The following is a 25,098-nucleotide window of genomic DNA, read 5'->3' as shown; positions in this document are numbered from 1 at the left end:
TCCGTTAGGCCTCACTTTTAATCAACTTTGGTAATTGGTGCGAAGCTGGCGAGCAGCCGCTTGACCCCCTGCTGTGGAAAGGCGATGTCGAGCTCCATGTCGTTGCCGGTCCCGCTGACCTTGACGACGGTGCCCTGCCCCCACTTCTTGTGACTGACCTTGTCGCCAGTCTTCCAGCTGACCTTGTCGGCCCCGGTCCCGGTGTTGGTGACCGGCGCCTTCTTCTTGCCAGCGTCCTTGTAGCGCCGCTTCTGCTGGCTGCGGTAGGTTGTCGCCGTGGCGGACGTCTTGCCAAACGGCAGGGAACGCTCGCTCAGGCCCGTATCGTTGTTACCATTCTCGTACTGCAGGAGGTCGGGGTTGATCTCCTCGACGAAGCGTGACGGCTGGTTGCGTTGAATTCGGCCATACAGCAGCCGTGAGTAGGCGTTGGTCAAGTAGAGCTTCTTCTTGGCCCGGGTGATCCCGACGTAGGCCAGGCGCCGCTCCTCTTCCAGCTGGTCGTCCTCCAAGACGGCCCGGGAGAGCGGAAAGATCCCCTCTTCCATCCCAACCAAAAAGACGACCGGGAACTCGAGCCCCTTGGCCGCGTGGAGGGTCATCAGGGTCACAGCCGGCGCCTGCTCGTCAACGTCGTCCTGGTCGGAAACCAGGGCCAGGTCGGCCAGGAAGTTGGTGATCTTCTGGACATTGGTCCCCTCGTCGTCCTTGTGGTTTTCGTCGTACTCCTGAGTAACCGACTTGAATTCGTCCAGATTTTCCCGCCGTGCCTGGGACTCGAGGGTGTTTTCGCTCTCGAGCATCTTGTTGTAGCCGCTCAGTTCCAGGATCTGGTCGGTCAGGTCGGTCAGGTTGAGAAACTCGGCCTGCTTGGTCAGCTTCTGCATCAGCTCGCCGAACTCGCCGATCTTGTTGCGCGTCCGGGCGGTAATTTGGTTGGCGATGTCGACGTTCTCCGCCGCCTGGAGGAGCGACCAGTGATTGTCGCTGGCGAACTGGCGCAGGTGCTCGACGCTGGTCATCCCAATGCCGCGCTTGGGCGTGTTGACGACCCGCTCGAAGCTCATCGAGTCCTGGGGGTTGACGATCAGGGTCAGGTAGGCCAGGACGTCCCGGATTTCCTTCCGGTCGTAGAACTTGTGGCCCCCGACCATCGTGTAGGGCACGCTGCTCTTCAGGAAGGTTTCTTCGACCACCCGCGACTGAGCGTTGGTACGGTAGAGGATGGCAAAGTCGTTGTAGTGGTAGCCGTGCTTCTCCCGTTCCTCCTTGATCTTGGCAACAATGAACTGGGCCTCATCGTGCTCGCTCTGGGCCCGATAATAGGAGATCTTCTCTCCCTTGCCGTTTTCGGTCCAGAGGTCCTTCTTCTTCCGGTTGACGTTATTGATGATCACCTCGTTGGCCGCGTCCAAAATCGTCTGGGTCGACCGGTAGTTCTGCTCCAGCATGACGGTCTTGGCCTGGGGATAATCGTGCTCGAAGTTCAGGATGTTGTTCATGTTGGCACCCCGCCAGCCATAGATACTCTGGTCGGCATCCCCGACGACGCAGATATTCTGGTACTTCTTGGCCAGCAGGTTGACCAGCCGGTACTGGGCGTCGTTGGTGTCCTGGTACTCGTCGACGTGGATGTAGTGGAACTTGTCCTGGTAGAACTCCAGGGTCTCCTGGTCGCTTTCGAAGAGCTCGATCGTCTTCATGATCAGGTCGTCGAAGTCGAGGGCCTGGTTGGCCTCCAGTTCCTGCTGGTAGAGCTTGTAGGCCCGGGCCACCATGTTTTCAAACATCGAGTTGGCCTTCTCGCTGTACTGGGCCGGGGTCAGCAGGGCGTTCTTCGCGTTGGAGATCGCACTCAGGATGCTGCGGGGGTCGAACTTCTTGGTGTCGATGTTGAGCTCGGCGCAGATCCGCTTCATTAAGGTTCGCTGCTCGCTGGTGTCGGCGATCGTGAAGGCGCGGTTGTAGCCAATCTTCTCGATGTCGCGCCGCAGAATCCGCACGCAGAGGGCGTGGAAGGTGGAAACCCAGACGTCGCGGGCACTCTCACCGAGCAGCTTGCCGACCCGCTCCTGCATTTCCTTGGCGGCCTTGTTGGTGAAGGTGATCGCCAGGATGTTCCACGGCAGGACCCCCTTCTCCTCAATCAGGTAGGCCACCCGGTGAGTCAGCACCCGGGTCTTACCGGATCCCGCGCCGGCCATGACCAGCAGCGGTCCCTCCGTGGTCACTACTGCCTCGGCCTGCTTGTCGTTCATTCCTTCTAAAAGCTCTTGACTATTATTCACGCCGTAACCGTCCTCTCTTAAAAAATGATCGGCTAATATTATACCAAATATTCGGGCTCGATGTGCTAAATCGAACACCTGATTGGGAGATTTTCTCCCCGCTCCAAAACAAAAACAGCGCCCCGCTGGTTGGCGGCAGCACTGTTGTTATTACTACTGTTCTGTTCCCTGGTCGGTGGCCTTTTTCTCGGTTACAGTTTCTTGCCAGACCTCAGTGTCATCAACCTGATTCTCTAGATCAACCAGGTTGTTGCTCCCGGTGACCCAAACGAAACCGAAAATACTCTGGTCGTCCCCCTCCGAATCGTTGAAGAAGCGGAACTGCCAGTTGCTCTTCAGCAGCCACTGGCGCTGAATGGCCACCTGCTGATACTTGCGCACCACCATCAGCAAGCCGGTCTGTAATGGGTGAATGACGTGGAGCGGCATGCCAACAGCAGCCCGAATCTGCTCCTCGTACTGGTCAACGTTGGCCGTGGTGTCATAGACGTTAGCAATCGAGGTCAGCCCCAGCTCAATGTTCTTGACGTAGAGGGTCCCGGTGGCGGTCACGTAGAAGTTGACCGAGAAGACCCCGCGGTACTGGAGCGAATCGGCCACGCTCTGCACGATCCGTTGCATTTCCTCCAGCAGGTCGTCCTGAACGGTGGCCGGTGAGGCGACGGAGATCAGCTGACGGTCCGAATTGAATTGCAGCTTGGCCAGCGGGTAGATCTTCGTGTCCTTGCCGGCCGTGGCCGCCGTCATGGTGTACTCGGCGGTGTGGTCGATCCAGGATTCCAGGAGGTAGGTCCCGGTGTCGATAAAGTCGGCCGCCCGGGTGATGTCGGACTGGCGCCGGATGATCATCGACTGTTCACCCAGGCCGCGCTGGATTGGCTTCAATAGGGCCGGGTAGCCAATCGAATCAATCGACTGGTAAACGTCGTCCAGGCTCACCACCGTCACGTAGGGGGCAATGTTGATGTTGACCTGGTCAAGAAAGGCCCGCTCCATCAGCCGGTCCTGGATGATCTCCAGCCCATTGATTCCCTGGGGAACGGCCGCAAATTGGCTGAGGTAGTGCAGGACTCGCGAATCGACGTTCGGCGTCTGGTAGATGATGGCATCACAACTCTGGCCAAACTGAGTCAGCTTGAGCTTATCGTTGTAGGCCCCGATGATCGTCTCGTCCGCCATCTTGGTGATTGCCGGTTGGGCGTGATTATCATAGACAATGACGTTGAAGCCGGCCTTCTTAGCAGCCGCGATCAGCGCCCCGCCGTTGCGGTTAACGGCAATAATGCCCAGGGTACTGCCCGGGTAAAAAGCAGTTCTACTCATTGAAAAACTCCCCTTACTTGATTAGTCAGTCATAAATTCAATGGAATTATTTTCCAGGGACTTGATCCGGGCCAGCGATTCCAGCCGAATGCCCCGATCTTTGATCTCCTTGGCTCCCGGCTGGAAGCTCTTTTCGATCACGATTCCGGCACCGGCAACCTCGACCCCGGCCTGGTCGGCAATCTCTAGCATCCCTTCGACAGCTTGCCCGTTTGCCAGGAAGTCGTCGATCAGGAGAACCTTGTCACTTGGCGAAACGTACTTCTTCGAGATCGAAATCCGGTTCGTTGTCTTCTTGGTGTAAGAATAAACGTCGGCCACGTACATGTCGTGGTTAAGGGTCAGGCTCTTGTGCTTGCGAGCAAAGATCACCGGGATCTTCATGGCTAGCCCAGTCATGACCGCCGGGGCAATCCCAGACGATTCCACGGTCCAGACCTTCGTAATCCCCTCGTCTGCAAAACGCTTGGCAAATTCCTGACCGATGTGGAGCATCAGCTCAGGATCAACCTGGTGGTTCAAGAAGGCATCGACCTTCAGAACGTTGCCAGGCAGCACGGTTCCGTATTCCCTTATTTTTTCCTCTAATTCACGCATTCTTCTTACCCCTTTTTATCTATTTATCATAATTATATAACTTATAGGTCTTGATTACCGAGATTAATTTCTGGGCATAGTTCGGGTCGGTAGCATAACCGGCCTCCTGCAGGGCCTTGGCCGCTTCCTGATAGGAAGTGGCCTTGACGACGGCATCGTAGTTCTGCTGGTTGGTGTCCGTCCCCGTCAGCATTAACTTAGTGTGGTCCTTGATTGAATCGCTCCAGCTGTCGTAAACCCGGAAGCGGCCCGTGGTGACGACCCACTTGCCGTTAACGTACTCCTTGGTGCTCAGCTCCTTGGAGTTGGCGCCGGTTCCCTTGATCCCGAAAAGGTTGTGGTACTGCGAAGCCAGCTTGCTGGTTCCCCACTGCGACTCCAGGATCGCCTGGGCAATCGTAATCGAGGCGTAGACGTGATAGGTGTTCTGCATGGCCTGGGCCTCGGGAGCCACCTGCTTGATGAAGCGCTCCTTGGTCTCCTGGTCCTGCTTTTTCATCTGCTGCTCAATCCGCTGCTGGTTCCAGATCCGGTAAAAATGGTGTCCGGCATAGACCCCCAGGAAAAGGGCGATGACGACAAGCACCCAAATCAGGGTTCGCGTTCCCGAATTACGTTTCTTCCGACTTCTTTTTCGTTTTGCCAAGAAAAGGCCTCCTTCAATATCCTACTAGCATTTTATTGTAGCAAAGAACACGGCGTTTAGCCTTAATTTTTAGGAAAAATAAAAAAGCACCAGTTGAAACTGATGCTTTTTGGAATTGAAGCGGTAATCGAATATTAACGCTTACTGAATTGAGCAGCCTTACGAGCCTTCTTCAGACCTGGCTTACGACGTTCCTTCATCCGAGGGTCACGGGTCAAGAGACCGGCCTTCTTCAGGACGTCACGGAAGTCAGGGTCAACGCTGAGCAGGGCACGGGCAATCCCGTGGCGAACAGCGCCGGCTTGACCGGAGAAGCCACCACCATTGATGTTGGCGATAACGTCGTATTGACCGTTCGTCTTGGTAACATCAAATGGTTGGTTAACGATGGCACGTAAGTTGGCAAATGGAATGTAGTCTTCAATTGCCTTGCCGTTCATCGTAATCTTACCTGAACCTGGTACTAAGCGAACACGTGCGGTTGCGTCCTTGCGCCGACCAGTACCACTGTATTGTACTTGTTGAGCCAATTCCATTCCCTCCTTAGATTAAGTTCGTGATGTCGAGTGCTTCAGGCTTTTGTGCAGCATGACTGTGGTCTTCACCAGCGTAAACATGCAGCTTTAAGCCCATCTTGTGACCAAGGGAGTTGTGTGGAAGCATACCCTTAATAGCAGTTTCCAGCAGCTTCTCTGGTTCCTTAGCACGGAAGTCACCGGCAGTCCGTTCCTTCAAACCACCAGGGTAATTTGAGTGACGGTAGTACTTCTTTTGGGAAGCCTTCTTACCAGTTAACTTAATTTGTGCAGCGTTGATAACGATGACGTTGTCACCAGTGTCAACGTGTGGAGTAAAGGTTGGCTTGTTCTTACCACGCAGAATTGATGCGACGACGGTGGCCAGACGACCCATTGGGACATCCTTAGCATCGACAACGTACCACTTGCGATCAACTTCACCAGGTTTTGCGATGTATGTCGTTCTCACGATTAAGTCCTCCAATTTTGTTTTTCTTTTACATATAATAGTGTACCGAGTTATTAGATGGAAAAGAAATACCATTTGCTAGTATACCTTTTTCTCCCCTGGTCGTCAATTATTTTCCATAATCTACCGAAACTAAATAGAGCCCACTGGCCGGAGCAGTCATCCGCGCCTGCGTCCGGTCCCGCGCCGCCAAAACCCGTTTGACATCCGATACCGGCCGCTGATTGCTGCCAACCTCGAGCAGGAAGGCAACCATGATCCGGATCTGGTTGTAGAGAAAACCGTTGCCGGTAAAATCAAAGACCACCTCGTTGTCGTGTTCATCCCGCTCGATGGTGATTGAATAAACCGTCCGGACGTTGCTCTTGGCCTGGCTGCCCGAGGCAACGAAGCTGGTAAAGTCATGCTCCCCGATGAAGTCCTGGGCCGCCTGACGCATTTTTTCAATGTCCAGCGGGTACTTAAAGTGGGCGGTGTAGTTGCGCTTGAAGGGATTGACGAATTCGCCTTGGTCAACCCGGTAACGATAGGTCTTGCGGTGGGCACTATAACGGGCGTGAAAGGAGTCATCGACCAGCTCGGCTTTTTTGACCAGGATGTCGAGCGGCAGGAGACTGTTTAAGGCCTTGCGCATCGAATCATTGCTCAATTTGTATGGGATATCGAAGTGCGCTACCTGGTTGAGCGCGTGGACACCGGCATCGGTTCGCCCCGAGCCGATCACGGGGATCGCTGGCTCCGGATTCTTGGCGATTTTATTGACGGCAGTCTTTAATGTCTGCTCCACCGTCCGTTTGTGAGGCTGAATCTGAAAGCCAAAAAAGTTTGTGCCGTCGTAGGCAAAAGTGATTTTATAACGATACAAGCGCAAAAACGCCTCCTCTGATTAGAAATAGAATCACGGTCAAGACCACCATGAGCCCCAGCGTGATGTTATCGGCACCGTGCCAGTGCAGCTGCCGGTAATGAGTCCGTGGTGAATCAGGATCGTATCCTCGAGCCTCCATGGCCGTTGCCAGATCCTCGGCCCGCTTAAACGAATTGACGAAGAGCGGGATCAAAACTGGGACCAGATGTTTGACCCGTTGGAAGAGATTTCCCTGGTGAAAATTCATCCCCCGCGACCGCTGGGCGTTGGTAATCTTCCCCGCCTCGTCCATGATTGTCGGAATGAAGCGCAAGGCGATCGATAGCATCAAGGTCAGCTGGTTGACCGGCACGTGAATCGCCTTCAGGGGCTGCATGTACCAGTCCAGCCCGTCGGCAATCCGCAGGGTCGGGGTCGTCGCCGTCAGGACCGTCGAGGCTGTAATGATCACCATAAACCGGTAGAAGATGATCAACGAATTGACCAGGCCGTCATGGGTGATCGACATAATCCACCAGTGCCAGTAAACCCGGCCGCCACTGCTGAAGAGAATCTGAAAGACGACCGTGATAACGATCACCCAGGCCAGGGGCCGAATCCCCTGCCAATACTGCCGGAAGCTGACCCGGCTGAGCACCATGGCAAAGCCGAGGCCGAGCAGAAGCCACAGACTGGTCCACAAACTGTTGGCAAAGAACACCAAGATGACGTACCAGACGCACATCAAGAGCTTCATCCGCGGATCCAGGCGGTGCAGGACAGAATCGACCGGGACATAGGAACCAAAAACAACTTTATTCATTCTTCTGCCCCCCTAAGCGCGCCGCCAGTCGATCGGCCAGATCAGCCATCTTCATCGTCGGTGGCAATTCAACGCCCACCTGGCGCAACTGGCGATTAATCTCCACCGCTGCCGGCAGATTCAAGTGGTTGGCGACCAGGAAATCGGGATCAGCAAAGATCTCCTGTGGTGGGGCCGCCTTGACCAGGTGCCCCTGATTCATTACCACCACCTGATCGGCATACTGGGCTACCTGATCCATCTGGTGGGTAATCAATAGAATCGTCGTCCCCTGGGCGTGCAACTGAGCCACATTTGCCAGGAGCTGATTGGTCGAGGCCGCATCCAGGCCGGCCGTCGGTTCATCCAAAATCAGGATTGCGGGCCGCATCGCCAGCACCCCGGCGATCGCCACCCGTCGCATCTGGCCACCAGAAAGGGCAAAGGGCGATCGCTGGGCCATCGATTGGGGCAGCCCCACCAGGTCGAGGGCGTCGTGAACTGCCTGCTGAATTTGGTCGTCCGACCAGCCGAGATTAGTGGGCCCAAAGGCGATATCTTCAGCGACGGTTTCGGCAAAAAGCTGCTGCTCAGGAAACTGGAAAACATAACCGACGTGTTGACGCAATGCAGCTAGCTCCTTGGCCGACGAGTTGGCGCTGACGACGACCGGCCCTACCTGAATTGTGCCACTGGTTGGCCGGGTCAGGCCATCAATTAGGGAAACGAGGGTCGATTTCCCGCTCCCGGTATGACCCACGATGCCGACAAAGCTGCCGGCTTCAATCGTCAGGTTAAGGTCCTTTAACGCTGGGTGAGCGGCAATGGCAGAATAGGTAAAGCCGACGTTTTTAATTACAATTGCTGACTGAGCCATTTCACCATCTCCTCCACCGTAAAGTACCGGTCGGGCACCGCGATACCCCGGTCGGCCAATTCTTGACGCAGCTGCTGGCCAGCCGGAATACCAACACCGATTTTTTCTAGCAGGGCCACGTCGCGTAATACTTCCGCCGTGGTTCCTTGGCAGACAATCTTCCCCTGATCCAACACCACTACTCGATCGGCCATGGCCATTTCGGCCGGATCGTGGGTAATTGAAATAATCGTAAACTGCTGCTGGTCCCGAAGCCGCTCTAGCAACGCCAAGACCAGTTCCCGACCAGCCGGATCTAGCATACTGGTAGCCTCGTCCAAAATGATCACCTGAGGACGCAGGGCCAGGATGCCGGCAATAGCCACCCGCTGCTTTTGCCCGCCGGAGAGCATCGTCGGTTCACTCTCCGACAGGCCAGCCATGTCGACCGCTTCCAGGGCCCTTTGGATTCGAGAAGGCATCTCTTCCCGAGGAACCTGGCGATTTTCCAGCCCAAAGGCCACGTCATCGGCGACGGTCGCCCCGACAAACTGATTGTCAGGGTTTTGGAAAACGATCCCCACGTGCTGGTGAATCTTGGTTAGGTTGTCTTCGGTCACGGGGATGCCGTTCACAGTAATCTGCCCACGCCGAGCAATCAAGAGGCCATCAATCAACCGCGCCATGGTGCTCTTCCCGCTCCCGTTGCGACCGATTAGCGCTGTCCATTTACCAGCCGGAAAATTCAGGTTGATCCCGTCCAGCACTGGCTTCTTGGTATCTGGATATTGATATTGAAGATCTGTTAACGTCACCGCATTCACGAGTTTGATGGCCCCCTTGTGTCTAATATTTATATTTTAGCAAAGAATCTGTCGCTAAACAGCAAAAATAGCTTTAAACTAAAAAATCACTTACCACCGGGGCGCGCGGGGTTTCCGCATTCGAGCTAGACTAGGGATTGCTCCCACCATCGTAACGCTCTATACCATCGATGATAGTGATTCTTTATTACGTATTTAGTTTTCGCTCGGCTAAATAATTAGTCAACGAATTCCAAAATAACCATTGGTGCACCGTCACCACGACGAGGCATCGTCTTCAAAATCCGCGTGTAACCACCGTTGCGGTCAGCAAACTTTGGTGCCAGGTCTTCAAACAGGTGTTGAAGAGCAGATTGAATCCGAATGTTGTCGCCATCTTCCTTAACGTCAGCAACGACGTTCCGCAGAAAGGCAGCAGCCTTCCGACGAGAAGCAAGGTCGCCATGCTTGGCAAGCGTAATCATCTTGTCGGCAGTCTTGCGAACTTCCTTTGCCCGGGATTCAGTAGTGGTAATTTGACCATTAACAATTAAATCAGTAGTTAAATCACGTAATAAAGCTTTACGTTGTGAACTAGTACGTCCTAATTTACGGTAACTCATGAAGTGGTTCCCTCCTTTGCAATTGGTGTTTGTTAGTCATCTTGGCGGAATGAGAGGCCAAGATCGCTTAATTTAAGCTTAATTTCTTCTAATGACTTCTGACCAAGGTTCCGAACCTTCATCATGTCCGAAACAGTCCGATCAGTCAGTTCCTTGACGGTATTGATGCCAGCACGCTTTAGACAGTTGTAAGAACGAACGGAGAGGTCCAGTTCTTCAATCGTCATTTCCAACATCTTTTCCTTGTGGGTTTCTTCCTTTTCAACCATCACTTGGGCATTTTGTGCTTCCTCAGTCAGGTCGACAAACATGGCCAGGTGTTCGGTCAGGATCTTAGCACCCAGACTTACCGCCTCGGTTGGTGTTAATGAACCGTCAGTCCAAACATCCAAAGTTAACTTGTCGTAATCGTTACGTTGACCAACCCGTGCATTTTCGACAGTGTAGTTTACACGTTCAATTGGGGTATAGATGGAGTCAATTGGCAAAACACCAATGGCCAGATCATCCATCCGGGCCTTATTATCGGTAGCAGAAAGGTAACCGCGACCTTTGTCAGCTGTCAGCTTGATGTGTAATTCCGCACCATCGGCAACAGTTGCAATGTGCAGGTCAGGATTCAGGATCGTTACATCACCATCACCCTGGATATCACCGGCGGTCGCTTCTGCAGGTCCCTTCACGTCCAGCTCCAGGTCCTTAGCGTCCTCAGAGTTGATCTTCAGGGAAACCTTCTTAAGATTTAAGATAATTTGGGTTACATCTTCAGTGACCCCTTCAACGGTACTGAATTCATGTAAAACCCCGTCGATTTGCATGCTGGTAATTGCTGCACCCGGAAGTGAAGCCAGCAGTACGCGTCGTAATGAATTACCAAGAGTGGTTCCATAACCGCGTTCAAGTGGTTCTACAACAAACTTGCCGTAGTTATCAGTCTCTTCAACTTTGTGAATGTTTGGCTTTTCAAATTCGATCATTCTATCCCCGTACCCCTTTCAAAACGTGGTTCGCATTTGAGACGAAAAGGCAACTGATGGAAAATACATCCACCAATGTCAATTAAACACGACGACGCTTTGGAGGACGAGAACCATTATGTGGAACTGGAGTTACGTCACGGATGGCAGTAACTTCCAAACCAGTTGCTTGAAGAGCACGGATAGCAGATTCACGACCGGAACCTGGACCCTTAACTTCAACTTCAACGGTCTTCATACCGTGTTCCATAGCCTGCTTAGCAGCAGCTTCAGATGCCATTTGGGCAGCAAATGGGGTGGACTTACGTGAACCCTTGAAGCCTAAAACACCGGCTGATGACCAAGCAACAGCGTTACCTTGAACATCAGTAATCATGATCAAAGTGTTGTTGAACGTTGAGTGAATGTGAGCAACACCGGTTTCAACGTTCTTTTTTGCACGACGCTTACGCGTACCCTTTTTAGCCATAAACTAACTAACCTCCTTCGCTATATATTATTTTGGTGAGTTGCTGATCTTCTTACCAGCAATTGCAACGGCCTTCCCCTTCCGAGTCCGGGCGTTGTTCTTAGTGTGTTGACCACGAACTGGGAGACCACGACGGTGACGCATACCACGGTATGAACCAATTTCTTGGAGCCGCTTGATGTTCATGGAAACTTCCCGACGTAAGTCACCTTCAACTTCGATTTGGTCGACTTGTGCACGAATCTTTTCTTCTTGATCTGGAGTCAGATCACGAACCCGGATGTCTTCTGAAACACCGGCGTTTTCAAGAATCTTCTTTGCACGTGAGTCACCAATACCATAAATATATGTTAAGCCGATTACGATTCGCTTGTCACGAGGTAAATCGACACCTGCAATACGAGCCATTTATTGCACCTCCGTTCTTATTTAATGTAATTACTTACCTTGACGCTGCTTGTGCTTTGGGTTTGCAGAGCAAATAACCATAACACGTCCATGACGCTTAACGATCTTGCAGTGCTCGCACATCCGCTTGACTGATGGTCTTACTTTCATTCTTAAATCCTCCTAGAGAGTTCCTGTAACAATTACTACTTACTTGAACCGGAACGTAATCCGACCCTTTGTCAGGTCGTACGGGGACATTTCAACCTTTACCCGGTCACCAGGTAAGATTTTGATGTAGTGCATCCGAATCTTACCGGAAACGTGGGCCAGGATTTCCGCGCCGTTTTCCAGTTCAACTTTAAACATCGCATTAGGCAAAGTTTCGGTAACTTTACCCTCTACTTCGATCACATCGGCTTTTGCCACGGATTGGTTCCTCCTTGCCTAATCAAGAAATTACGTAAAAACGGTGGAAAGCGTACTACTTTCCACTGTCAGCTAGATAAACCTTGCCTAGTTTAGCATAACTAACCGCACTTCGCAAGGCATAACCTCATTAAAGGCTATTCAGCACTTCCTTGACGTCAGCGTAGACCTTATCGATGTCCTGTTGACCATCGATCGTGTGCAAAACGCCTTGCTTTTGGTAGTAATCTACCAGTGGTGTATTCAGTTTGATGTTAACGTCCAGACGATTCTTAACCGTTGCCGGCTTGTCGTCTTCCCGTTGGTAGAATTCGTGGCCGCCACAAACATCACAGGTTCCTTCAACCTTGGTTGGGTTGTAGATCTTGTGATAAGTTGCTCCACAGTTGCGACAGATATACCGACCACTCAACCGTTCTACCAATACTTCTGGTTGAACATGAATATTGATAACTGCGTCCAGCTGCCGGTCACTCTCAGCTAACATCTTATCCAGGGCTGCTGCCTGGTTCAGGTTACGTGGAAAACCATCAAGCATGAAACCATTCTTGGTATCATCCTGGGCCAACCGTTCTTTGACGATGCCATTAGTAACTTCGTCCGGAACCAGTTCCCCCTTATCGATGTACTTCTTGGCTTCAAGTCCCATCGGCGTTTCATTCTTGATTGCCGCACGGAAAATATCCCCGGTTGAGATGTGAGGAATATCGAAGTCTTCTACGATCTTTTGCGCTTGGGTACCCTTACCGGCACCTGGCAAACCCATTAAAACAAGGTTCATACTCATTTGCCATTTCCTCCTTCAGGTTCACGAATAAATCCAATGTATTCACGTTTCATAGTCAAACCATTTAATTGCCGAACAACATCCAGTGCAATTTGAACGACGATCAACAGGCTGGTCCCACCAAGACCGATTGATTGTGGCAGGTTCCAGACGATGCTGGCAACCAGTGGGATCAGTGAAATCAATCCTAAGAAAAGTGAACCAACTGTACTTAAACGCATCAGTAATGCCGAAACATAATCCTGCGTTCCTTTTCCAGGACGAACACCGGAAATATAGCTTCCTTGCTTCTGAAGATTCTCAGCAAGTTTTTCGGGATTAACCTGAACAAAGGCGTAGAAAAAGGTAAAGACAACAATCAGCAGAGTGTAGAGGGTAATCCCTGGACCAGACTGCATGTTAAAGATTGTTGACAAAACTTGATACCAGGTATCTCCACCGTGATTCTGTTGGAACGCCATCAAAATAGTTTGTGGTGTCGAGATAAAGGAACCGGCGAAGATCACTGGAATAACTCCAGAAACGTTAATCTTCAGTGGCAGATAACTACTCGATGGTGAAGTGGTCGTCCGACGAGTATATTGAATTGGCAACCGCCGCTCAGCTTGTTGAACCCAAGTGACGAAAGCCACGATGATGATTAATGCAACAACTACTAAGGCGATGAAACCGATCCCCATCCAAAGATTGGCACCGGATTCACCAGCAATTTGATCATCCCAGAGCTGCCGAATACCAGACGGCATCGCCGCAACAATCCCGGCAAAGATGATGACGGAAACCCCGTTACCAAGGCCACGTTCCGTGATCATATCACCCATCCAAGTAGCGAACATCGTCCCCGCGGTTAGGATCAACCCAATCGTTAGATAAGTCTGAACGTTTGGATGATCAACCAGGTGGATCGAGCTCAATGCATTAAAACCGGCAGTGATCCCGATCGACTGAATAAAGCCGAGCACAATCGTTAACCACCGGGTCGCTTGATTCAATTTCCGCCGTCCGACTTCACCCTGTTTGCTCCATTCAACAAACCGCGGGACAATATCCATCTGCAGCAGTTGAACAACAATTTGGGCAGTGATGTATGGCGAAACCCCCATTGCAAACAACGAGTAGTTTTCCAAACCACCACCACTAAACGTATTGAGGATCGATGCTAAACCGGTCGAGGAAATTTCCTGCAAAGCTGCAGCGTTAACTCCAGGAACAGTGATAGCCGCCCCAATCCGATAGACGATCAACACAAACAAGGTAAAGAAGATCTTTTTACGGATATCCTTAATCTTGAATGCGTTTTTGACGGCTGTGAACAAATTACATCACCTCAGTTTTACCGCCGGCAGCTTCAATTGCAGAAACTGCAGAAGCAGAAAACTTGTTAGCCTTAACAGTTAACTTCTTTTCGAGCTTGCCGCTACCAAGAACCTTGATACCACTCTTCAGGTTCTTAACCAGACCACTTTCAACAAGTACTTGTGGAGTAACTTCAGTACCGTCATCGAACTTGTTCAGAGCGGTTAAGTTAACAATGGCGTATTCCTTGCGGTTGATGTTGGTGAAACCACGCTTTGGAATCTGCCGGTAGAGTGGCATCTGGCCACCTTCAAAGCCCAGACGAGTCTTACCGTGAGCCTTTTGACCCTTCGTACCACGTCCAGAAGTGAAACCATGACCTGAAGAAAGGCCACGACCCTTGCGAAGACGCTTTGAACGAGAACCTGCTGCAGGCTTCAATTCATTTAACTTCATTTAGTAGGCACCTCCTTGTTATTTAATTGTGATTACTTAACTTCTTCAATGGAAACTAAGTGTGCAACCTTGAAAATTTGACCACGTGTTGCGGCGTTGTCTGGCAGAATGTTAGAACTGCCAATCTTGCCAAGGCCTAAAGCCTTAACAGTCTTCCGCTGAGTTGGTTCGCGGTGGGCAACACTGTGGATTAAGGTAACTTTAACTTTAGCCATATTAAGTGCCCCTCCTTATTTTGCTAAGTGGTCAACTGAAACGCCGCGAAGTTGAGCAACTTCTTCAGCACTCTTCAATTGCTTCAAACCTTCGAACGTTGCACGAACAACGTTAATAGGAGTATTTGAACCAAGACGCTTGGAAGTAACATCGGCGATCCCGGCCAGGTCCATGACGTTACGTACCGCACCACCGGCAGTAACCCCGGAACCTTCAACGGCTGGCTTCAGCATAATGCGGCCACCGCCGTAAACACCAATTGCTTCGTGTGGAATCGTCGTACCAACGATTGGCACTTCAATCAGGTTCTTTTCAGCAGCAGCTTGGGCCTTCCGAATGGCTTCCGGAACTTCTTGCGCCTTACCAGTACCGAAACCAACGTGACCCTTACGATCACCAACGATAACTAAGGCAGCAAAACGCATCCGACGACCACCCTTAACAACCTTGGTAATCCGGTTGATGGCAACAACTTGATCGTCTAAGTCCAACTTTGCTGGATCAATGAATTCTGATGATGTCATTGCAGGTTATTCCTCCTTCTTCTTAGAATTTAAGTCCGTTTTCACGAGCAGCGTCAGCTAAGGCTTCAACACGACCATGGTAAAGGTAGCCACCACGGTCAAAGACAACATTTTCGATGTTCTTAGCAGCAGCGCGCTTGGCGATCAATGCACCAACACCACCAGCTTGCTCAGTCTTCGTCTTGCCACTAACTTCACTGTCCATTGTGGAGGCACTAGCGAGCGTCACACCCTTTACGTCATCAATTAATTGAGCGTAAATGTTTTTGTTTGAACGGTAAACACTTAAGCGTGGGCGCTCCGCAGTACCAGAAATCTTACCGCGAACGCGCATGTGACGGCGTTGACGGATCTTGTTCTTATCTGGTTTAGAAATCACAATAGTCACCTCTTATTGAATATTTTAATTGTTGTTTAATTTGATTGAGAAAACCACTAAATAATTTGAAAAGATTACTTACCAGTCTTACCTTCCTTACGGATGATGTGTTCGTTCTCGTAACGAATACCCTTACCCTTGTATGGTTCAGGTGAGCGAACAGCACGAACTTGGGCAGCAAAATCACCAAGGTGTTCCTTGTTGATGGAGCTCAGTTCGATGGTAGTGTTGTCAGGCACATTGATGTCAATGTCCTCAGGCTTGTCCATTTCAACTGGGTTGGAGTAACCAACAGTCAGGATCAACTTAGTGCCCTTGAATTGAGCACGGTAACCAACACCGACCAGCTTCAGAACCTTCTTGTAACCATTAACAACCCCTTCAACCATGTTGTTAACGTTTGCCCGGGTAGTACCGTGCAGCATCTTAACCTTGTTGGTATCTTCGTCACGATCAAACTTAACAACGTTGTCTTCAACAGTCATCTTGATCAGTGGTGAGATTTCACGGGATAAGGTACCCTTAGGACCCTTAACAGTTACAACGTTACCGTCTTGGGAAATTTCAACGCCCTTTGGCAGGTCAATTTCCTTGTAACCAATACGACTCATACGTACACCTCCTAACTTTTAATTGATATTACCAAACGTAAGCGATAACTTCGCCACCAACGTTCTTCGCACGAGCAACCTTGTCGGTTACAACGCCCTCAGAAGTGGAGATGATGGCAATTCCTAAACCGTTAAGAACCTTCGGCACAGCATCAGCCTTAACGTATGAGCGTAAACCAGGCTTAGAAATCCGCTTTAAGCCGGAAATAACACGTTGGCCGTCTTTTCCGTACTTCAAGAATACACGGATGATGCCTTGCTTGTTATCGTCAACATATTCAACATCGCGAATGAAACCTTCGTTCTTTAAGATTTCAGCGATGTCCTTCTTCATCTTTGATGCAGGCGCCTCAACTGATTCGTGGTGAGCCATGTTGGCGTTACGAATCCGCGTTAAGAAATCTGCAATTGGATCACTCATAGACATCGATGTTTTCCTCCTTTTGTCGGTGATTTGTTTACCAGCTAGCCTTCTTCAAACCAGGAATTTGTCCCTTGTGGGCAAGTTCTCGTAAGCAAATCCGGCATAGGTGGAATTTACGGTAAACTGAGTGCGGACGTCCACAACGTGCACAACGCGTGTATTCACGACTTGAGAACTTAGCGGGACGGTTGCACTTAGCAATCATTGATTTTTTAGCCAATTTGTGGAACCTCCTTTATTTAGCAAATGGCATGCCGAGTTGGGCAAGTAATTCGTGTGATTCTTCATCACTTTGGGCAGTTGTAACGATGACAACGTCCAGACCACGAACACGGTTTACCTTGTCGTAATCGATTTCTGGGAAAATTAATTGTTCATGAATACCGAGGGTGTAGTTCCCACGACCATCAAAGGCCTTGTTTGAAACACCATGGAAGTCACGAACCCGTGGCAGAGCAACATTGATTAACTTGTCCAAGAAATCGTACATCCGTTCACCACGCAGGGTAACCTTGGCACCAATTGGCATTCCTTCACGCAGACGGAAGCCAGCGATGGACTTCTTAGCCTTGGTGATCAGTGGCTTTTGACCGGCGATCAGGCCAAGTTCTTCAACGGCTTCATCCAGGTTCTTGGAATTGGTAGTAGCATCACCAACACCCATGTTCAGAACGATCTTGTCAACCTTAGGTGCTTGCATAACTGAAGAGTAGTTGAACTTTTCAATTAAAGCTGGGCGAATTTCACTTTCGTATTTAGCTTTCAAACGGTTTTCCATTAGTTATTTTTCCTCCTTTCCTTCAAAATTAGTCGAGGGTCTTGCCAGACTTCTTGGCAACGCGAACCTTCTTGCCGTCAACGAACTTGTAACCGACGCGGGTTGGTTCGTTAGTTGAAGGATCAATCAGCATAACGTTAGAAGCGTTGATTGGGGCTTCCGTGTCGATAATCCCACCGTTTGGGTTAGCGTTGTTTGGCTTCTGGTGTTTCTTAATCTTGTTAATGCCTTCAACAATGACACGGTTGTCAGCAGCGAAAATTTGCTTAACGCTACCTTCCTTACCCTTGTCCTTACCGGCGATAACGCGAACTTTGTCACCTGTCTTAATGAACATGTTGATTGTGCACCTCCTTATTTTTGGTAATCTTTACAGAACTTCTGGAGCAAGTGAAACGATCTTCATGAAGTCGTCACCACGGAGCTCACGAGCGATTGGGCCAAAAATACGGGTACCCTTAGGGCTCTTGTCATTGTTAATCAGAACAGCGGCGTTTTCGTCAAACTTGATGTATGAACCATCCTTACGGTGCAGACCATGCTTAGTCCGTACGACAACGGCCTTAACAACGTCACCCTTCTTAACAACGCCACCTGGTGTTGCCTGCTTTACAGTAGCAACAATAATGTCACCAATATTACCAGTCTTAACTCGGGAACCGCCCAAGATCTTGATAACCAAGATTTCACGCGCACCGGAGTTGTCAGCGACTTTCAACCGACTTTCCTGTTGAATCACGGTTAGGTCCTCCTTCCATTTACAAATAAGAATTAAGAATACGAATTTAAGAGTTATCTGCTAATTAAAGGGTAGCAGCCTTTTCGACAATCTTTACAAGACGGAAACGCTTCTTAGCTGACAGAGGCCGAGTTTCCATGATTTGTACAGTGTCGCCGGTCTTAGCTTCGTTGTTTTCATCGTGAGCGTAGTACTTCTTTGAGTAACGTACACGCTTGCCGTAGACAGGAGCACTCTTGTAAGTGTCAACTACGACAGTGATGGTCTTGTCCATCTTGTCAGAAACAACGCGGCCTTGGTAAACCTTACGTGCATTACGTTCTTCACTCATGCGCTAATCCTCCTTTTCGTATTCTTATTTGTTTAATTCTTGTTGACGAAGAACTGTCTTAACCCGTGCAATGTCCTTACGTACTTGCTTCAGACTTGCAGTATTTTCCAATTGGCCGGTTGCTAATTGGAAACGTAAGTTAAACAATTGTTCCTTCAATTCCTTCTCACGGTCAAGTAGCTTGTCAGTGGTTAATCCATTCAGTTCTTGTACGTAATCTTTACTTTTCATTAGATTGTCCACCTACTTCCTCACGTTGTACGATCTTAGTGCGAACTGGCAACTTGTGACCGGCAAGACGTAAAGCTTCACGAGCGACTTCTTCAGAAACGCCCCCTACTTCAAACATTACCTTGCCGCGCTTAACTGGAGCAACCCAGCCTTCTGGAGCACCTTTACCATTACCCATCCGGACACCGACACCTTTGCTGGTGTAGGAGAGTTGAGGGAAGATCTTAATCCAAACCTTCCCACCACGCTTCATGTAACGGGTCATAGCAATACGGGCAGCTTCGATTTGACGGTTACTGATCCAATGAGAATCAAGGGCTTGCAAACCAAATTCACCAAAGGTAACAGTCTTGCCACCCTTAGCTTCACCACGCATGTGACCACGTTGAACCTTACGGTGCTTTACTCGCTTTGGTACTAGCATGTTTTACTTCCCTCCTTGTTCATCATCGTTAGCTTCCTTCTTGGTAGGAAGAACTTCACCACGGTAGATCCAGGTCTTAATACCTAAGACACCGTAAGTGGTGTGTGCTTCATCCCAAGAGTAGTCAATATCTGCACGAAGAGTGTGAAGCGGAACAGTCCCGTCTGAGTATGATTCAACCCGAGACATGTCGGCACCGTTCAGACGACCAGCAACCTGGGTCTTGATACCCTTGGCACCGGCACGCATTGCCCGCTGCATAGCTCCACGCATTGCCCGACGGAAAGCAATCCGTGCTTCCAGTTGACGAGCGATGCTTTCACCAACCAGGTGTGCATCCAAGTCTGGCTTCTTGATTTCCACAATGTTGATATGGACACGCTTGCCAGTTAACTTGTTTAATTCCTTCCGAAGTGCTTCAACTTCTGAACCACCCTTACCAATTACCATTCCTGGCTTGGCAGTGTGAATTGAAACGTTGACGCGGTTTGCGGCACGTTCAATTTCAACGGTTGATACAGAGGCTTCAGCAAGTCGCTTTTCAATGTACTTACGGATCCGAAGGTCTTCGTTCAGGTAGTCGGCAAAGTTTTGGTCAGCGTACCACTTTGCGGTCCAATCGCGAATGACTCCGACACGAAAACCATTAGGATTGATCTTTTGACCCACTATTCATTCCTCCTATCGTTCTGTAACAACCACTGTGATGTGACTAGTCCGCTTGTTAATTGGTGAAGCAGAACCCTTTGCACGTGGACGGAACCGCTTTAAGGTTGGTCCTTCGTTCGCATAAGCTTCGCTAACAACCAATGAAGCCCGGTCTAAGTCAAAGTTGTTTTCAGCGTTTGCAACAGCAGAATTTAATACTTTTTGAACATCTGAAGCGGCACCACGGGTGGAGAACTTCAGAATAGCGAATGCTTCGGCAACGCTCTTACCACGGATTGCGTCTAAAACCAGACGAACCTTCCGGGGAGCAACCCGCACCATCTTGGCGGTTGCCTTAGCAGATGTGATGTTTTCAGCCATTTCTTAATTCCCCTCCTTACTTACCAGTCTTCTTGTCATCAGTGGCGTGACCACGGAAAGTCCGCGTTGGTACGAATTCACCTAACTTGTGGCCAACCATGTCTTCTTGTACGTAAACTGGTACGTGCTTCCGACCATCGTAAACAGCAAACGTGTAGCCGATGAAACTAGGGAAAATGGTGGAACGACGTGACCAAGTCTTGATGACAGTCTTCTTTTCAGAACCTTCTTGAGCCTTAACCTTCTTCAGCAGTGAAGCATCAGCGAAAGGTCCCTTCTTCAAACTACGACCCATTTAGTGTACCTCCTCTCGGGTATTAAAACGTCAATTAACGAGTATGTGGACCGCGCTTCCGACCACGAACAATGAACTTGTTTGAACGAGCCTTGTGTGAACGGGTCTTCTTACCAACGGTCTTCTTACCCCATGGAGACAGAGGAGATGGTAAACCAACTGGTTGCTTACCTTCACCACCACCATGTGGGTGATCATTAGGGTTCATAACAGAACCACGAACGTGTGGACGTTGACCAGCGTAACGGGTCCGACCAGCCTTACCCTTGATTAAGAGGGCGTGTTCGTCGTTACCAACAGTACCGATAGTAGCACGGCAAGTGGACAGAACCATCCGAACTTCACCAGAAGAAAGACGAACCAGAACGTACTTTTCTTCCTTACCAAGCAGCTGTGCGGAGGCACCAGCTGAACGGGCGATTTGGCCACCCTTGCCTGGCTTTAATTCAATGTTGTGAATGATGGTACCAACTGGAATGTTCTTCAATGGAAGAGCGTTACCAACCTTGATATCAGCATCTGGACCTGACTGAACGGTCATGCCAACCTTTAAGCCCTTAGGAGCGATGATGTATGACTTAGTACCGTCAGCGTAAACCAGGAGCGCAATGTTAGCAGTCCGGTTAGGGTCGTATTCGATGGCCTTAACGGTTGCTGGAACATCGTCCTTGATCCGCTTGAAGTCAATGATCCGGTATTGACGCTTAACACCACCACCACGGTGACGAACAGTAATGTGTCCGTAACTGTTACGGCCGGCGGTATGCTTTAATGGGGCCAGTAATGACTTTTCAGGGGTCGTCTTCGTGATGTCCGCGAAGTCGTAGCCGTTCATGTTCCGGCGACCGTTAGTAGTAGGTTTGTACTTACGAATTCCCACTGTGTTTTCCTCCTTTTTTTAATGATTAGTTTTCACTGTTGTCGTTGAACAGCTTGATTTCATCTGAATCAGCAGAGAGCGTAACGATTGCCTTGCGACGACGCTTCGTGTAGCCAACGTAACGGCCTTGACGCTTCTTCTTACCCTTCAGGTTCATGATGTTAACCTTGACAACCTTAACACCGAAAATTTCTTCAACGGCGTTCTTAACTTGCGTCTTGGTTGCTCGTAAATCAACATCGAACGTGTAACGCTTGTCGTCCATGCCGGCCATTGAGGCTTCGGTAACAACTGGACGTAAAATAATGTCACGTGCTTCCATTATGCGAGCACCTCCTCTACTTGAGAAAGAGCTGACTTGGTGATGACAACCTTCTGTGCATCAGCAACGTTTAAGATGTTAACACCGGCTGGAGTAACAACGGTTGCGTTAGCCAAGTTGCGAGCAGATAAAGCGGCGTTCTTGTCATCATCAGTAACAACAACTAATGCCTTTTCGGCAACGTTTAAGTTGCTCATTGCAGCTGCGAATTCCTTGGTCTTTGGTGCATCAAAGTTCAGAGCATCAACAACTACCAGGCTGTCGTCCAGAACCTTCTGGGAAAGAGCAGACTTGATAGCCAGTTGGCGAACCTTGCGTGGCAGGCTGTACTTGTAGGAACGTGGAGTAGGTCCGAAGACAATACCACCACCACGGAATTGTGGTGAACGAATGGATCCCTGACGAGCACGACCGGTACCCTTTTGACGCCATGGCTTCTTACCACCACCGCTAACGGCAGAACGGTTCTTAACGGCGTGAGTACCCTGACGCAGTGAAGCGCGTTGACGCAGGATAGCATCGAATTCAGCGTTTTGGTTAGGTTCGATGCCGAATACAGCGGCGTTCAGTTCAATGGTGCCGTTTTGGCTACCATCTTGCTTGTACAAATTAACGCTAGTCATTTATTTCTTCCTCCTTTCTGATTATTTGTTGTGTTGCTTGCTCAGGCTCTTCTTGGTGTTAGCCTTCACAGAGTTCTTGATCGTAACGTAAGACTTGTTAGCGCCCGGAACGTTACCCTTGATCAACAGAACATTGTTGTCTAAGTCGACCTTAACAACTTGTAAGTGTTGCATCGTAACGGTCTTGTTACCCATCCGACCTGGGAGCTTCATACCCTTGAATACCCGGTTAATGATGGCACCCAGAGAACCAGGACGACGGTGGTAACGAGAACCGTGCGCCATAGGTCCACGAGATTGGTTATCCTTGTGGATGTTACCTTGGTAACCATGACCCTTGGTAGTACCCGTAACGTCGACAGTTTCACCTTCAGAGAAGACGTCTGCCTTGACTTCGTCGCCGACTTTGATATCCCCTAATTCAGCGTCACGGATTTCACCGATGAAGCGCTTAGGGGTCGTATTTGCTTTTGCTGCATGACCTTGTTCAGGCTTGTTGCTCAAGATTTCGCGCTTGTCGTCAAAACCAAGTTGAACAGCGTTGTAACCATCGTTTTCAACGGTCTTGATTTGCATAACAACGTTTGGCGTTACATCGATAACAGTAACTGGTACCAATTCACCGTTGTCAGTGAAGATTTGAGTCATACCAACCTTTTTACCTAAGATTCCTTTGGCCATGAGTACACCTCCAATTTAATTGTTTTGATTTTTAATCTGATAAGAAATAATTACAGCTTGATTTCGATATCAACACCACTTGGCAGGTCAAGCTTCATTAATGAGTCAACCGTCTTTGGCGTTGGGTCGATGATGTCGATCAAACGCTTGTGGGTCCGCATTTCAAACTGTTCCCGAGACTTCTTGTACTTGTGTGGTGAACGGATAACCGTGTAGATAGTCCGTTCAGTTGGTAACGGGATTGGACCTGAGATTTGAGCACCTGTCCGCTTAGCGGTATTCACGATCTTATCAGCAGATTCATCGAGAATACGGTGTTCATAAGCCTTTAACCGAATACGAATCTTTTGTTTTGCCATTATGTTCCCTCCTTCGTCAGATTTAAAATTTGACTAGCTCCGCGGAAATTACCGCCACATCCTGTGGCAAAGCGGCCGGGTGTGTCGCAACCTTCCGCATCAACGCTTCGCAGCTTAAACTTCTATGGGGGTAGGGCAAAACTACCCGCCAACGCTCAAGCACCTATCCATAATACTAAAGAATCGCCGTCAGATCAAGTCTTTAAAGCAATTAATTTCGACTGAAATATTTTTGTAACGAAAATCGGTTTCAAAAATGGCAAGAAAAAAATGCGCGAAATTTTTTTCACGCGCATTTTTCTTGTTTCTTCTATATATTATATTAGGAAAGTTTGGTCTGCTTGGTTGGCATCAAGAGGTGCAGAATGATCGCCGTCAAGGCCGCAACCGCAATTGGAGAACCGAGCAGGTATTGGACCACCTGGGGAGCCGCAGCAGTGATCTTCTTAGGAATCAGTACCAGGGCAATCGTCAGGATGATTGGTAACCCAATGACATAAAGATCGCTCTCGCCAGTCTTAATGTTGCGGATAACGTTTAGCCCGTTAAGCATAATCGTCACGGTAATGATTGCAAAGACACCGCCGATCACCGGTGCCGGAATGGCAGCCAGAAAGGCCGACAGCTTTGTACAGAAGCCGAGGACGATGAACCAGAAGCCAGCCGAGATGAAGACCCGCTTACTAGCCACCCCAGTGATCGAAATGATCCCGGCATTGGTCGAGTAACCGGTCACTGGCGTCGTTCCGGTAATCGTGGCGACCAGGCAGCTCAGCCCCTCACCGATGATCCCACGATTCCACTGCTTCTTGGTGATCTGGTGGTTGGTGACGGCTCCCATCGCGAACCAGGTCCCGGTGGTTTCCGTTGTCAGGATGGCATAGATGATGATAAAAGTCAGGATTGCTGTGCCGTTAAAGTGCATTCCCCAGTAGAAGACGGTCCGCTGCGGCAAGCTGAACCACGGTGCTGCCGCAACCGAGCTGGCATCAAGGCGGCCCATCGTTGCACTCAAGGCCGTGCCGACCAGGAGAGCAATCACGATCGAACCGGTCTTAAAGATCTTTTGTACCCGTGGAAAGCGAATGCTGATGGCAACGCAGACCAGCAAGACCAGGGCCGTAACGGCGGCCAGCTCCATGTTCTGATAGACGTTCCCCTTGGCCTCAAAGATATTATCGTTTAAGGCCGAGGGAATCAGTGATAAGCCCACGCAAGTGATGATCGTTCCACCAACTACCGCGGGTACCAGGTGGTTAATGATCTTCTGAAAGACCCCACTCAATCCTAAGAGGATCAAAAGCAAGGCCCCGATCAGGAGTGAACCCATTAAGGTCGCCATCCCGCCGCCGTGAACGCCGCCACTGGCAAGAACCACCCCCGCGGCCGCCGTCAGTGGAACGAAGGACGGCCCCTGAGAAACGGGCATCTTCATAAAGTAGGCCGTCTGCAGGATCGTTCCAATCCCAGCCGCTAAGAAGGTTGCCTGCAAGAGTGCCGTGGAATCGGCGGAACCCATCGCCAGAAGACCCGCCAGGATAATCGGTGGAACATAGACGTCCATCGCTAGAACGTGCTGCAAGCCGAGCAAAGCGGCTTCACCGGCCGGCACCTTTTCGTCCGGTCCGATCAACAAATGTGCTTTTTCATCCATTATTTCTAAAATTCCTCCTGTGCCA

At 50.0% G+C, this 25,098-nt stretch carries 40 protein-coding genes; all 40 read right to left on the bottom strand.

Annotated features, from left to right (window positions below; genetic code table 11):
* Nucleotides 1-17: 17 nt before the first annotated feature.
* Complete coding sequence (gene pcrA / locus OCT58_RS00630; RefSeq protein WP_267200881.1) at nucleotides 18-2,288, bottom strand: DNA helicase PcrA; 2,271 nt, start codon at nucleotides 2,286-2,288, stop codon at nucleotides 18-20.
* Nucleotides 2,289-2,441: 153 nt separating this feature from the next.
* Nucleotides 2,442-3,611, bottom strand: coding sequence for an ATP-grasp domain-containing protein (locus OCT58_RS00625; RefSeq protein WP_267200880.1), 1,170 nt, complete (start codon nucleotides 3,609-3,611; stop codon nucleotides 2,442-2,444).
* Nucleotides 3,612-3,632: 21 nt separating this feature from the next.
* The gene (locus tag OCT58_RS00620; protein ID WP_267200879.1) at nucleotides 3,633-4,208 is read right to left on the bottom strand and encodes a xanthine phosphoribosyltransferase; all 576 of its coding nucleotides are present in this window, start codon (nucleotides 4,206-4,208) and stop codon (nucleotides 3,633-3,635) included.
* Between the two features lie 19 nt (nucleotides 4,209-4,227).
* Nucleotides 4,228-4,854, bottom strand: a complete 627-nt coding sequence (locus OCT58_RS00615; RefSeq protein ID WP_267200878.1) for a glycoside hydrolase family 73 protein — start codon at nucleotides 4,852-4,854, stop codon at nucleotides 4,228-4,230.
* Nucleotides 4,855-4,988: 134 nt separating this feature from the next.
* Complete coding sequence (rpsI, locus tag OCT58_RS00610; RefSeq protein ID WP_267200877.1) at nucleotides 4,989-5,390, bottom strand: 30S ribosomal protein S9; 402 nt, start codon at nucleotides 5,388-5,390, stop codon at nucleotides 4,989-4,991.
* Nucleotides 5,391-5,397: 7 nt separating this feature from the next.
* Nucleotides 5,398-5,841, bottom strand: a complete 444-nt coding sequence (gene rplM / locus OCT58_RS00605; protein ID WP_267200875.1) for a 50S ribosomal protein L13 — start codon at nucleotides 5,839-5,841, stop codon at nucleotides 5,398-5,400.
* A 109-nt stretch (nucleotides 5,842-5,950) separates the two neighbouring features.
* Nucleotides 5,951-6,706: a tRNA pseudouridine(38-40) synthase TruA gene (gene truA, locus OCT58_RS00600; RefSeq protein WP_267200874.1), complete on the bottom strand. Its 756-nt coding sequence runs from the start codon at nucleotides 6,704-6,706 to the stop codon at nucleotides 5,951-5,953.
* Nucleotides 6,693-7,511, bottom strand: coding sequence for an energy-coupling factor transporter transmembrane component T family protein (locus tag OCT58_RS00595; RefSeq protein ID WP_267200873.1), 819 nt, complete (start codon nucleotides 7,509-7,511; stop codon nucleotides 6,693-6,695). Before OCT58_RS00595 ends, truA begins: the two co-directional genes overlap by 14 nt.
* Nucleotides 7,504-8,367 (bottom strand): energy-coupling factor transporter ATPase, encoded by an 864-nt coding sequence (locus tag OCT58_RS00590; protein WP_267200872.1) that lies wholly within the window; start codon nucleotides 8,365-8,367, stop codon nucleotides 7,504-7,506. Before OCT58_RS00590 ends, OCT58_RS00595 begins: the two co-directional genes overlap by 8 nt.
* Nucleotides 8,346-9,170 (bottom strand): energy-coupling factor transporter ATPase, encoded by an 825-nt coding sequence (locus OCT58_RS00585; RefSeq protein WP_267200871.1) that lies wholly within the window; start codon nucleotides 9,168-9,170, stop codon nucleotides 8,346-8,348. The genes OCT58_RS00590 and OCT58_RS00585 overlap by 22 nt, the downstream gene beginning before the upstream one ends.
* A 218-nt stretch (nucleotides 9,171-9,388) precedes the next feature.
* Nucleotides 9,389-9,772: a 50S ribosomal protein L17 gene (gene rplQ, locus OCT58_RS00580; RefSeq protein WP_267200870.1), complete on the bottom strand. Its 384-nt coding sequence runs from the start codon at nucleotides 9,770-9,772 to the stop codon at nucleotides 9,389-9,391.
* A gap of 32 nt (nucleotides 9,773-9,804) precedes the next feature.
* On the bottom strand, nucleotides 9,805-10,749 hold the full coding sequence (locus OCT58_RS00575; protein ID WP_267200869.1) for a DNA-directed RNA polymerase subunit alpha: 945 nt from the start codon (nucleotides 10,747-10,749) through the stop codon (nucleotides 9,805-9,807).
* An 82-nt stretch (nucleotides 10,750-10,831) separates the two neighbouring features.
* Nucleotides 10,832-11,218 (bottom strand): 30S ribosomal protein S11, encoded by a 387-nt coding sequence (rpsK, locus tag OCT58_RS00570; protein WP_267200867.1) that lies wholly within the window; start codon nucleotides 11,216-11,218, stop codon nucleotides 10,832-10,834.
* Nucleotides 11,219-11,245: 27 nt separating this feature from the next.
* Nucleotides 11,246-11,626 (bottom strand): 30S ribosomal protein S13, encoded by a 381-nt coding sequence (rpsM, locus tag OCT58_RS00565; RefSeq protein WP_267200866.1) that lies wholly within the window; start codon nucleotides 11,624-11,626, stop codon nucleotides 11,246-11,248.
* A 30-nt stretch (nucleotides 11,627-11,656) separates the two neighbouring features.
* Complete coding sequence (gene rpmJ, locus OCT58_RS00560) at nucleotides 11,657-11,776, bottom strand: 50S ribosomal protein L36 (RefSeq protein WP_003714521.1); 120 nt, start codon at nucleotides 11,774-11,776, stop codon at nucleotides 11,657-11,659.
* Nucleotides 11,777-11,815: 39 nt separating this feature from the next.
* Nucleotides 11,816-12,034: a translation initiation factor IF-1 gene (gene infA, locus OCT58_RS00555; protein ID WP_003664537.1), complete on the bottom strand. Its 219-nt coding sequence runs from the start codon at nucleotides 12,032-12,034 to the stop codon at nucleotides 11,816-11,818.
* Nucleotides 12,035-12,164: 130 nt separating this feature from the next.
* Complete coding sequence (locus OCT58_RS00550; protein ID WP_267200863.1) at nucleotides 12,165-12,821, bottom strand: adenylate kinase; 657 nt, start codon at nucleotides 12,819-12,821, stop codon at nucleotides 12,165-12,167.
* Nucleotides 12,818-14,137, bottom strand: coding sequence for a preprotein translocase subunit SecY (secY, locus tag OCT58_RS00545; protein WP_267200862.1), 1,320 nt, complete (start codon nucleotides 14,135-14,137; stop codon nucleotides 12,818-12,820). The genes OCT58_RS00550 and secY overlap by 4 nt, the downstream gene beginning before the upstream one ends.
* Before the next feature lies 1 nt (nucleotide 14,138).
* Nucleotides 14,139-14,573 carry a 50S ribosomal protein L15 gene (gene rplO, locus OCT58_RS00540; RefSeq protein WP_267200861.1) on the bottom strand — a complete coding sequence of 145 codons (435 nt, stop codon included), beginning with the start codon at nucleotides 14,571-14,573 and terminating at the stop codon, nucleotides 14,139-14,141.
* A 32-nt stretch (nucleotides 14,574-14,605) separates the two neighbouring features.
* The gene (gene rpmD / locus OCT58_RS00535; protein WP_047767366.1) at nucleotides 14,606-14,788 is read right to left on the bottom strand and encodes a 50S ribosomal protein L30; all 183 of its coding nucleotides are present in this window, start codon (nucleotides 14,786-14,788) and stop codon (nucleotides 14,606-14,608) included.
* 15 nt (nucleotides 14,789-14,803) lie between these two features.
* The gene (gene rpsE / locus OCT58_RS00530) at nucleotides 14,804-15,313 is read right to left on the bottom strand and encodes a 30S ribosomal protein S5 (protein ID WP_267200860.1); all 510 of its coding nucleotides are present in this window, start codon (nucleotides 15,311-15,313) and stop codon (nucleotides 14,804-14,806) included.
* A 22-nt stretch (nucleotides 15,314-15,335) separates the two neighbouring features.
* On the bottom strand, nucleotides 15,336-15,701 hold the full coding sequence (gene rplR / locus OCT58_RS00525; protein WP_368669242.1) for a 50S ribosomal protein L18: 366 nt from the start codon (nucleotides 15,699-15,701) through the stop codon (nucleotides 15,336-15,338).
* Nucleotides 15,702-15,766: 65 nt separating this feature from the next.
* Entirely contained in the window at nucleotides 15,767-16,303 is a 537-nt protein-coding gene (gene rplF / locus OCT58_RS00520; RefSeq protein ID WP_267200858.1) for a 50S ribosomal protein L6, read from the bottom strand.
* Nucleotides 16,304-16,331: 28 nt separating this feature from the next.
* A complete protein-coding gene (rpsH, locus tag OCT58_RS00515; RefSeq protein WP_267200857.1) occupies nucleotides 16,332-16,730 on the bottom strand; it encodes a 30S ribosomal protein S8 in 399 nt (132 codons plus the stop codon).
* A 31-nt stretch (nucleotides 16,731-16,761) separates the two neighbouring features.
* Complete coding sequence (locus tag OCT58_RS00510) at nucleotides 16,762-16,947, bottom strand: type Z 30S ribosomal protein S14 (protein ID WP_003664547.1); 186 nt, start codon at nucleotides 16,945-16,947, stop codon at nucleotides 16,762-16,764.
* Between the two features lie 15 nt (nucleotides 16,948-16,962).
* Nucleotides 16,963-17,505 carry a 50S ribosomal protein L5 gene (rplE, locus tag OCT58_RS00505; protein WP_267200856.1) on the bottom strand — a complete coding sequence of 181 codons (543 nt, stop codon included), beginning with the start codon at nucleotides 17,503-17,505 and terminating at the stop codon, nucleotides 16,963-16,965.
* A 28-nt stretch (nucleotides 17,506-17,533) separates the two neighbouring features.
* Complete coding sequence (rplX, locus tag OCT58_RS00500) at nucleotides 17,534-17,842, bottom strand: 50S ribosomal protein L24 (protein ID WP_267200855.1); 309 nt, start codon at nucleotides 17,840-17,842, stop codon at nucleotides 17,534-17,536.
* Nucleotides 17,843-17,875: 33 nt separating this feature from the next.
* Nucleotides 17,876-18,244, bottom strand: coding sequence for a 50S ribosomal protein L14 (rplN, locus tag OCT58_RS00495; protein ID WP_003714461.1), 369 nt, complete (start codon nucleotides 18,242-18,244; stop codon nucleotides 17,876-17,878).
* A 64-nt stretch (nucleotides 18,245-18,308) separates the two neighbouring features.
* On the bottom strand, nucleotides 18,309-18,575 hold the full coding sequence (rpsQ, locus tag OCT58_RS00490) for a 30S ribosomal protein S17 (RefSeq protein WP_057805827.1): 267 nt from the start codon (nucleotides 18,573-18,575) through the stop codon (nucleotides 18,309-18,311).
* 24 nt (nucleotides 18,576-18,599) lie between these two features.
* Nucleotides 18,600-18,806, bottom strand: coding sequence for a 50S ribosomal protein L29 (gene rpmC, locus OCT58_RS00485; RefSeq protein ID WP_003664552.1), 207 nt, complete (start codon nucleotides 18,804-18,806; stop codon nucleotides 18,600-18,602).
* A complete protein-coding gene (rplP, locus tag OCT58_RS00480; protein WP_003664555.1) occupies nucleotides 18,796-19,230 on the bottom strand; it encodes a 50S ribosomal protein L16 in 435 nt (144 codons plus the stop codon). Before rplP ends, rpmC begins: the two co-directional genes overlap by 11 nt.
* Nucleotides 19,231-19,233: 3 nt before the next feature.
* Nucleotides 19,234-19,899, bottom strand: coding sequence for a 30S ribosomal protein S3 (rpsC, locus tag OCT58_RS00475; protein ID WP_267200854.1), 666 nt, complete (start codon nucleotides 19,897-19,899; stop codon nucleotides 19,234-19,236).
* Between the two features lie 12 nt (nucleotides 19,900-19,911).
* Nucleotides 19,912-20,259 (bottom strand): 50S ribosomal protein L22, encoded by a 348-nt coding sequence (gene rplV, locus OCT58_RS00470; RefSeq protein WP_267200853.1) that lies wholly within the window; start codon nucleotides 20,257-20,259, stop codon nucleotides 19,912-19,914.
* A 16-nt stretch (nucleotides 20,260-20,275) separates the two neighbouring features.
* Nucleotides 20,276-20,554 carry a 30S ribosomal protein S19 gene (gene rpsS / locus OCT58_RS00465; protein WP_267200852.1) on the bottom strand — a complete coding sequence of 93 codons (279 nt, stop codon included), beginning with the start codon at nucleotides 20,552-20,554 and terminating at the stop codon, nucleotides 20,276-20,278.
* Between the two features lie 34 nt (nucleotides 20,555-20,588).
* On the bottom strand, nucleotides 20,589-21,434 hold the full coding sequence (rplB, locus tag OCT58_RS00460; RefSeq protein ID WP_267200851.1) for a 50S ribosomal protein L2: 846 nt from the start codon (nucleotides 21,432-21,434) through the stop codon (nucleotides 20,589-20,591).
* Between the two features lie 25 nt (nucleotides 21,435-21,459).
* Nucleotides 21,460-21,756 (bottom strand): 50S ribosomal protein L23, encoded by a 297-nt coding sequence (gene rplW / locus OCT58_RS00455; RefSeq protein ID WP_267200850.1) that lies wholly within the window; start codon nucleotides 21,754-21,756, stop codon nucleotides 21,460-21,462.
* Entirely contained in the window at nucleotides 21,756-22,379 is a 624-nt protein-coding gene (gene rplD / locus OCT58_RS00450) for a 50S ribosomal protein L4 (protein WP_267200849.1), read from the bottom strand. Before rplD ends, rplW begins: the two co-directional genes overlap by 1 nt.
* A 21-nt stretch (nucleotides 22,380-22,400) precedes the next feature.
* Nucleotides 22,401-23,060 carry a 50S ribosomal protein L3 gene (rplC, locus tag OCT58_RS00445; protein WP_267200848.1) on the bottom strand — a complete coding sequence of 220 codons (660 nt, stop codon included), beginning with the start codon at nucleotides 23,058-23,060 and terminating at the stop codon, nucleotides 22,401-22,403.
* A gap of 50 nt (nucleotides 23,061-23,110) precedes the next feature.
* Nucleotides 23,111-23,419 (bottom strand): 30S ribosomal protein S10, encoded by a 309-nt coding sequence (gene rpsJ / locus OCT58_RS00440; protein WP_267200847.1) that lies wholly within the window; start codon nucleotides 23,417-23,419, stop codon nucleotides 23,111-23,113.
* Nucleotides 23,420-23,741: 322 nt separating this feature from the next.
* Nucleotides 23,742-25,073 (bottom strand): uracil-xanthine permease family protein, encoded by a 1,332-nt coding sequence (locus OCT58_RS00435; protein ID WP_267200846.1) that lies wholly within the window; start codon nucleotides 25,071-25,073, stop codon nucleotides 23,742-23,744.
* Between the last annotated feature and the right edge of the window lie 25 nt (nucleotides 25,074-25,098).

It is taken from the genome of Limosilactobacillus kribbianus, from assembly GCF_026413145.1.
Classification (GTDB): domain Bacteria; phylum Bacillota; class Bacilli; order Lactobacillales; family Lactobacillaceae; genus Limosilactobacillus; species Limosilactobacillus kribbianus.
Note: the sequence above shows the minus strand (reverse complement) of the source record. Positions and strands in the feature narration are given on the sequence as shown.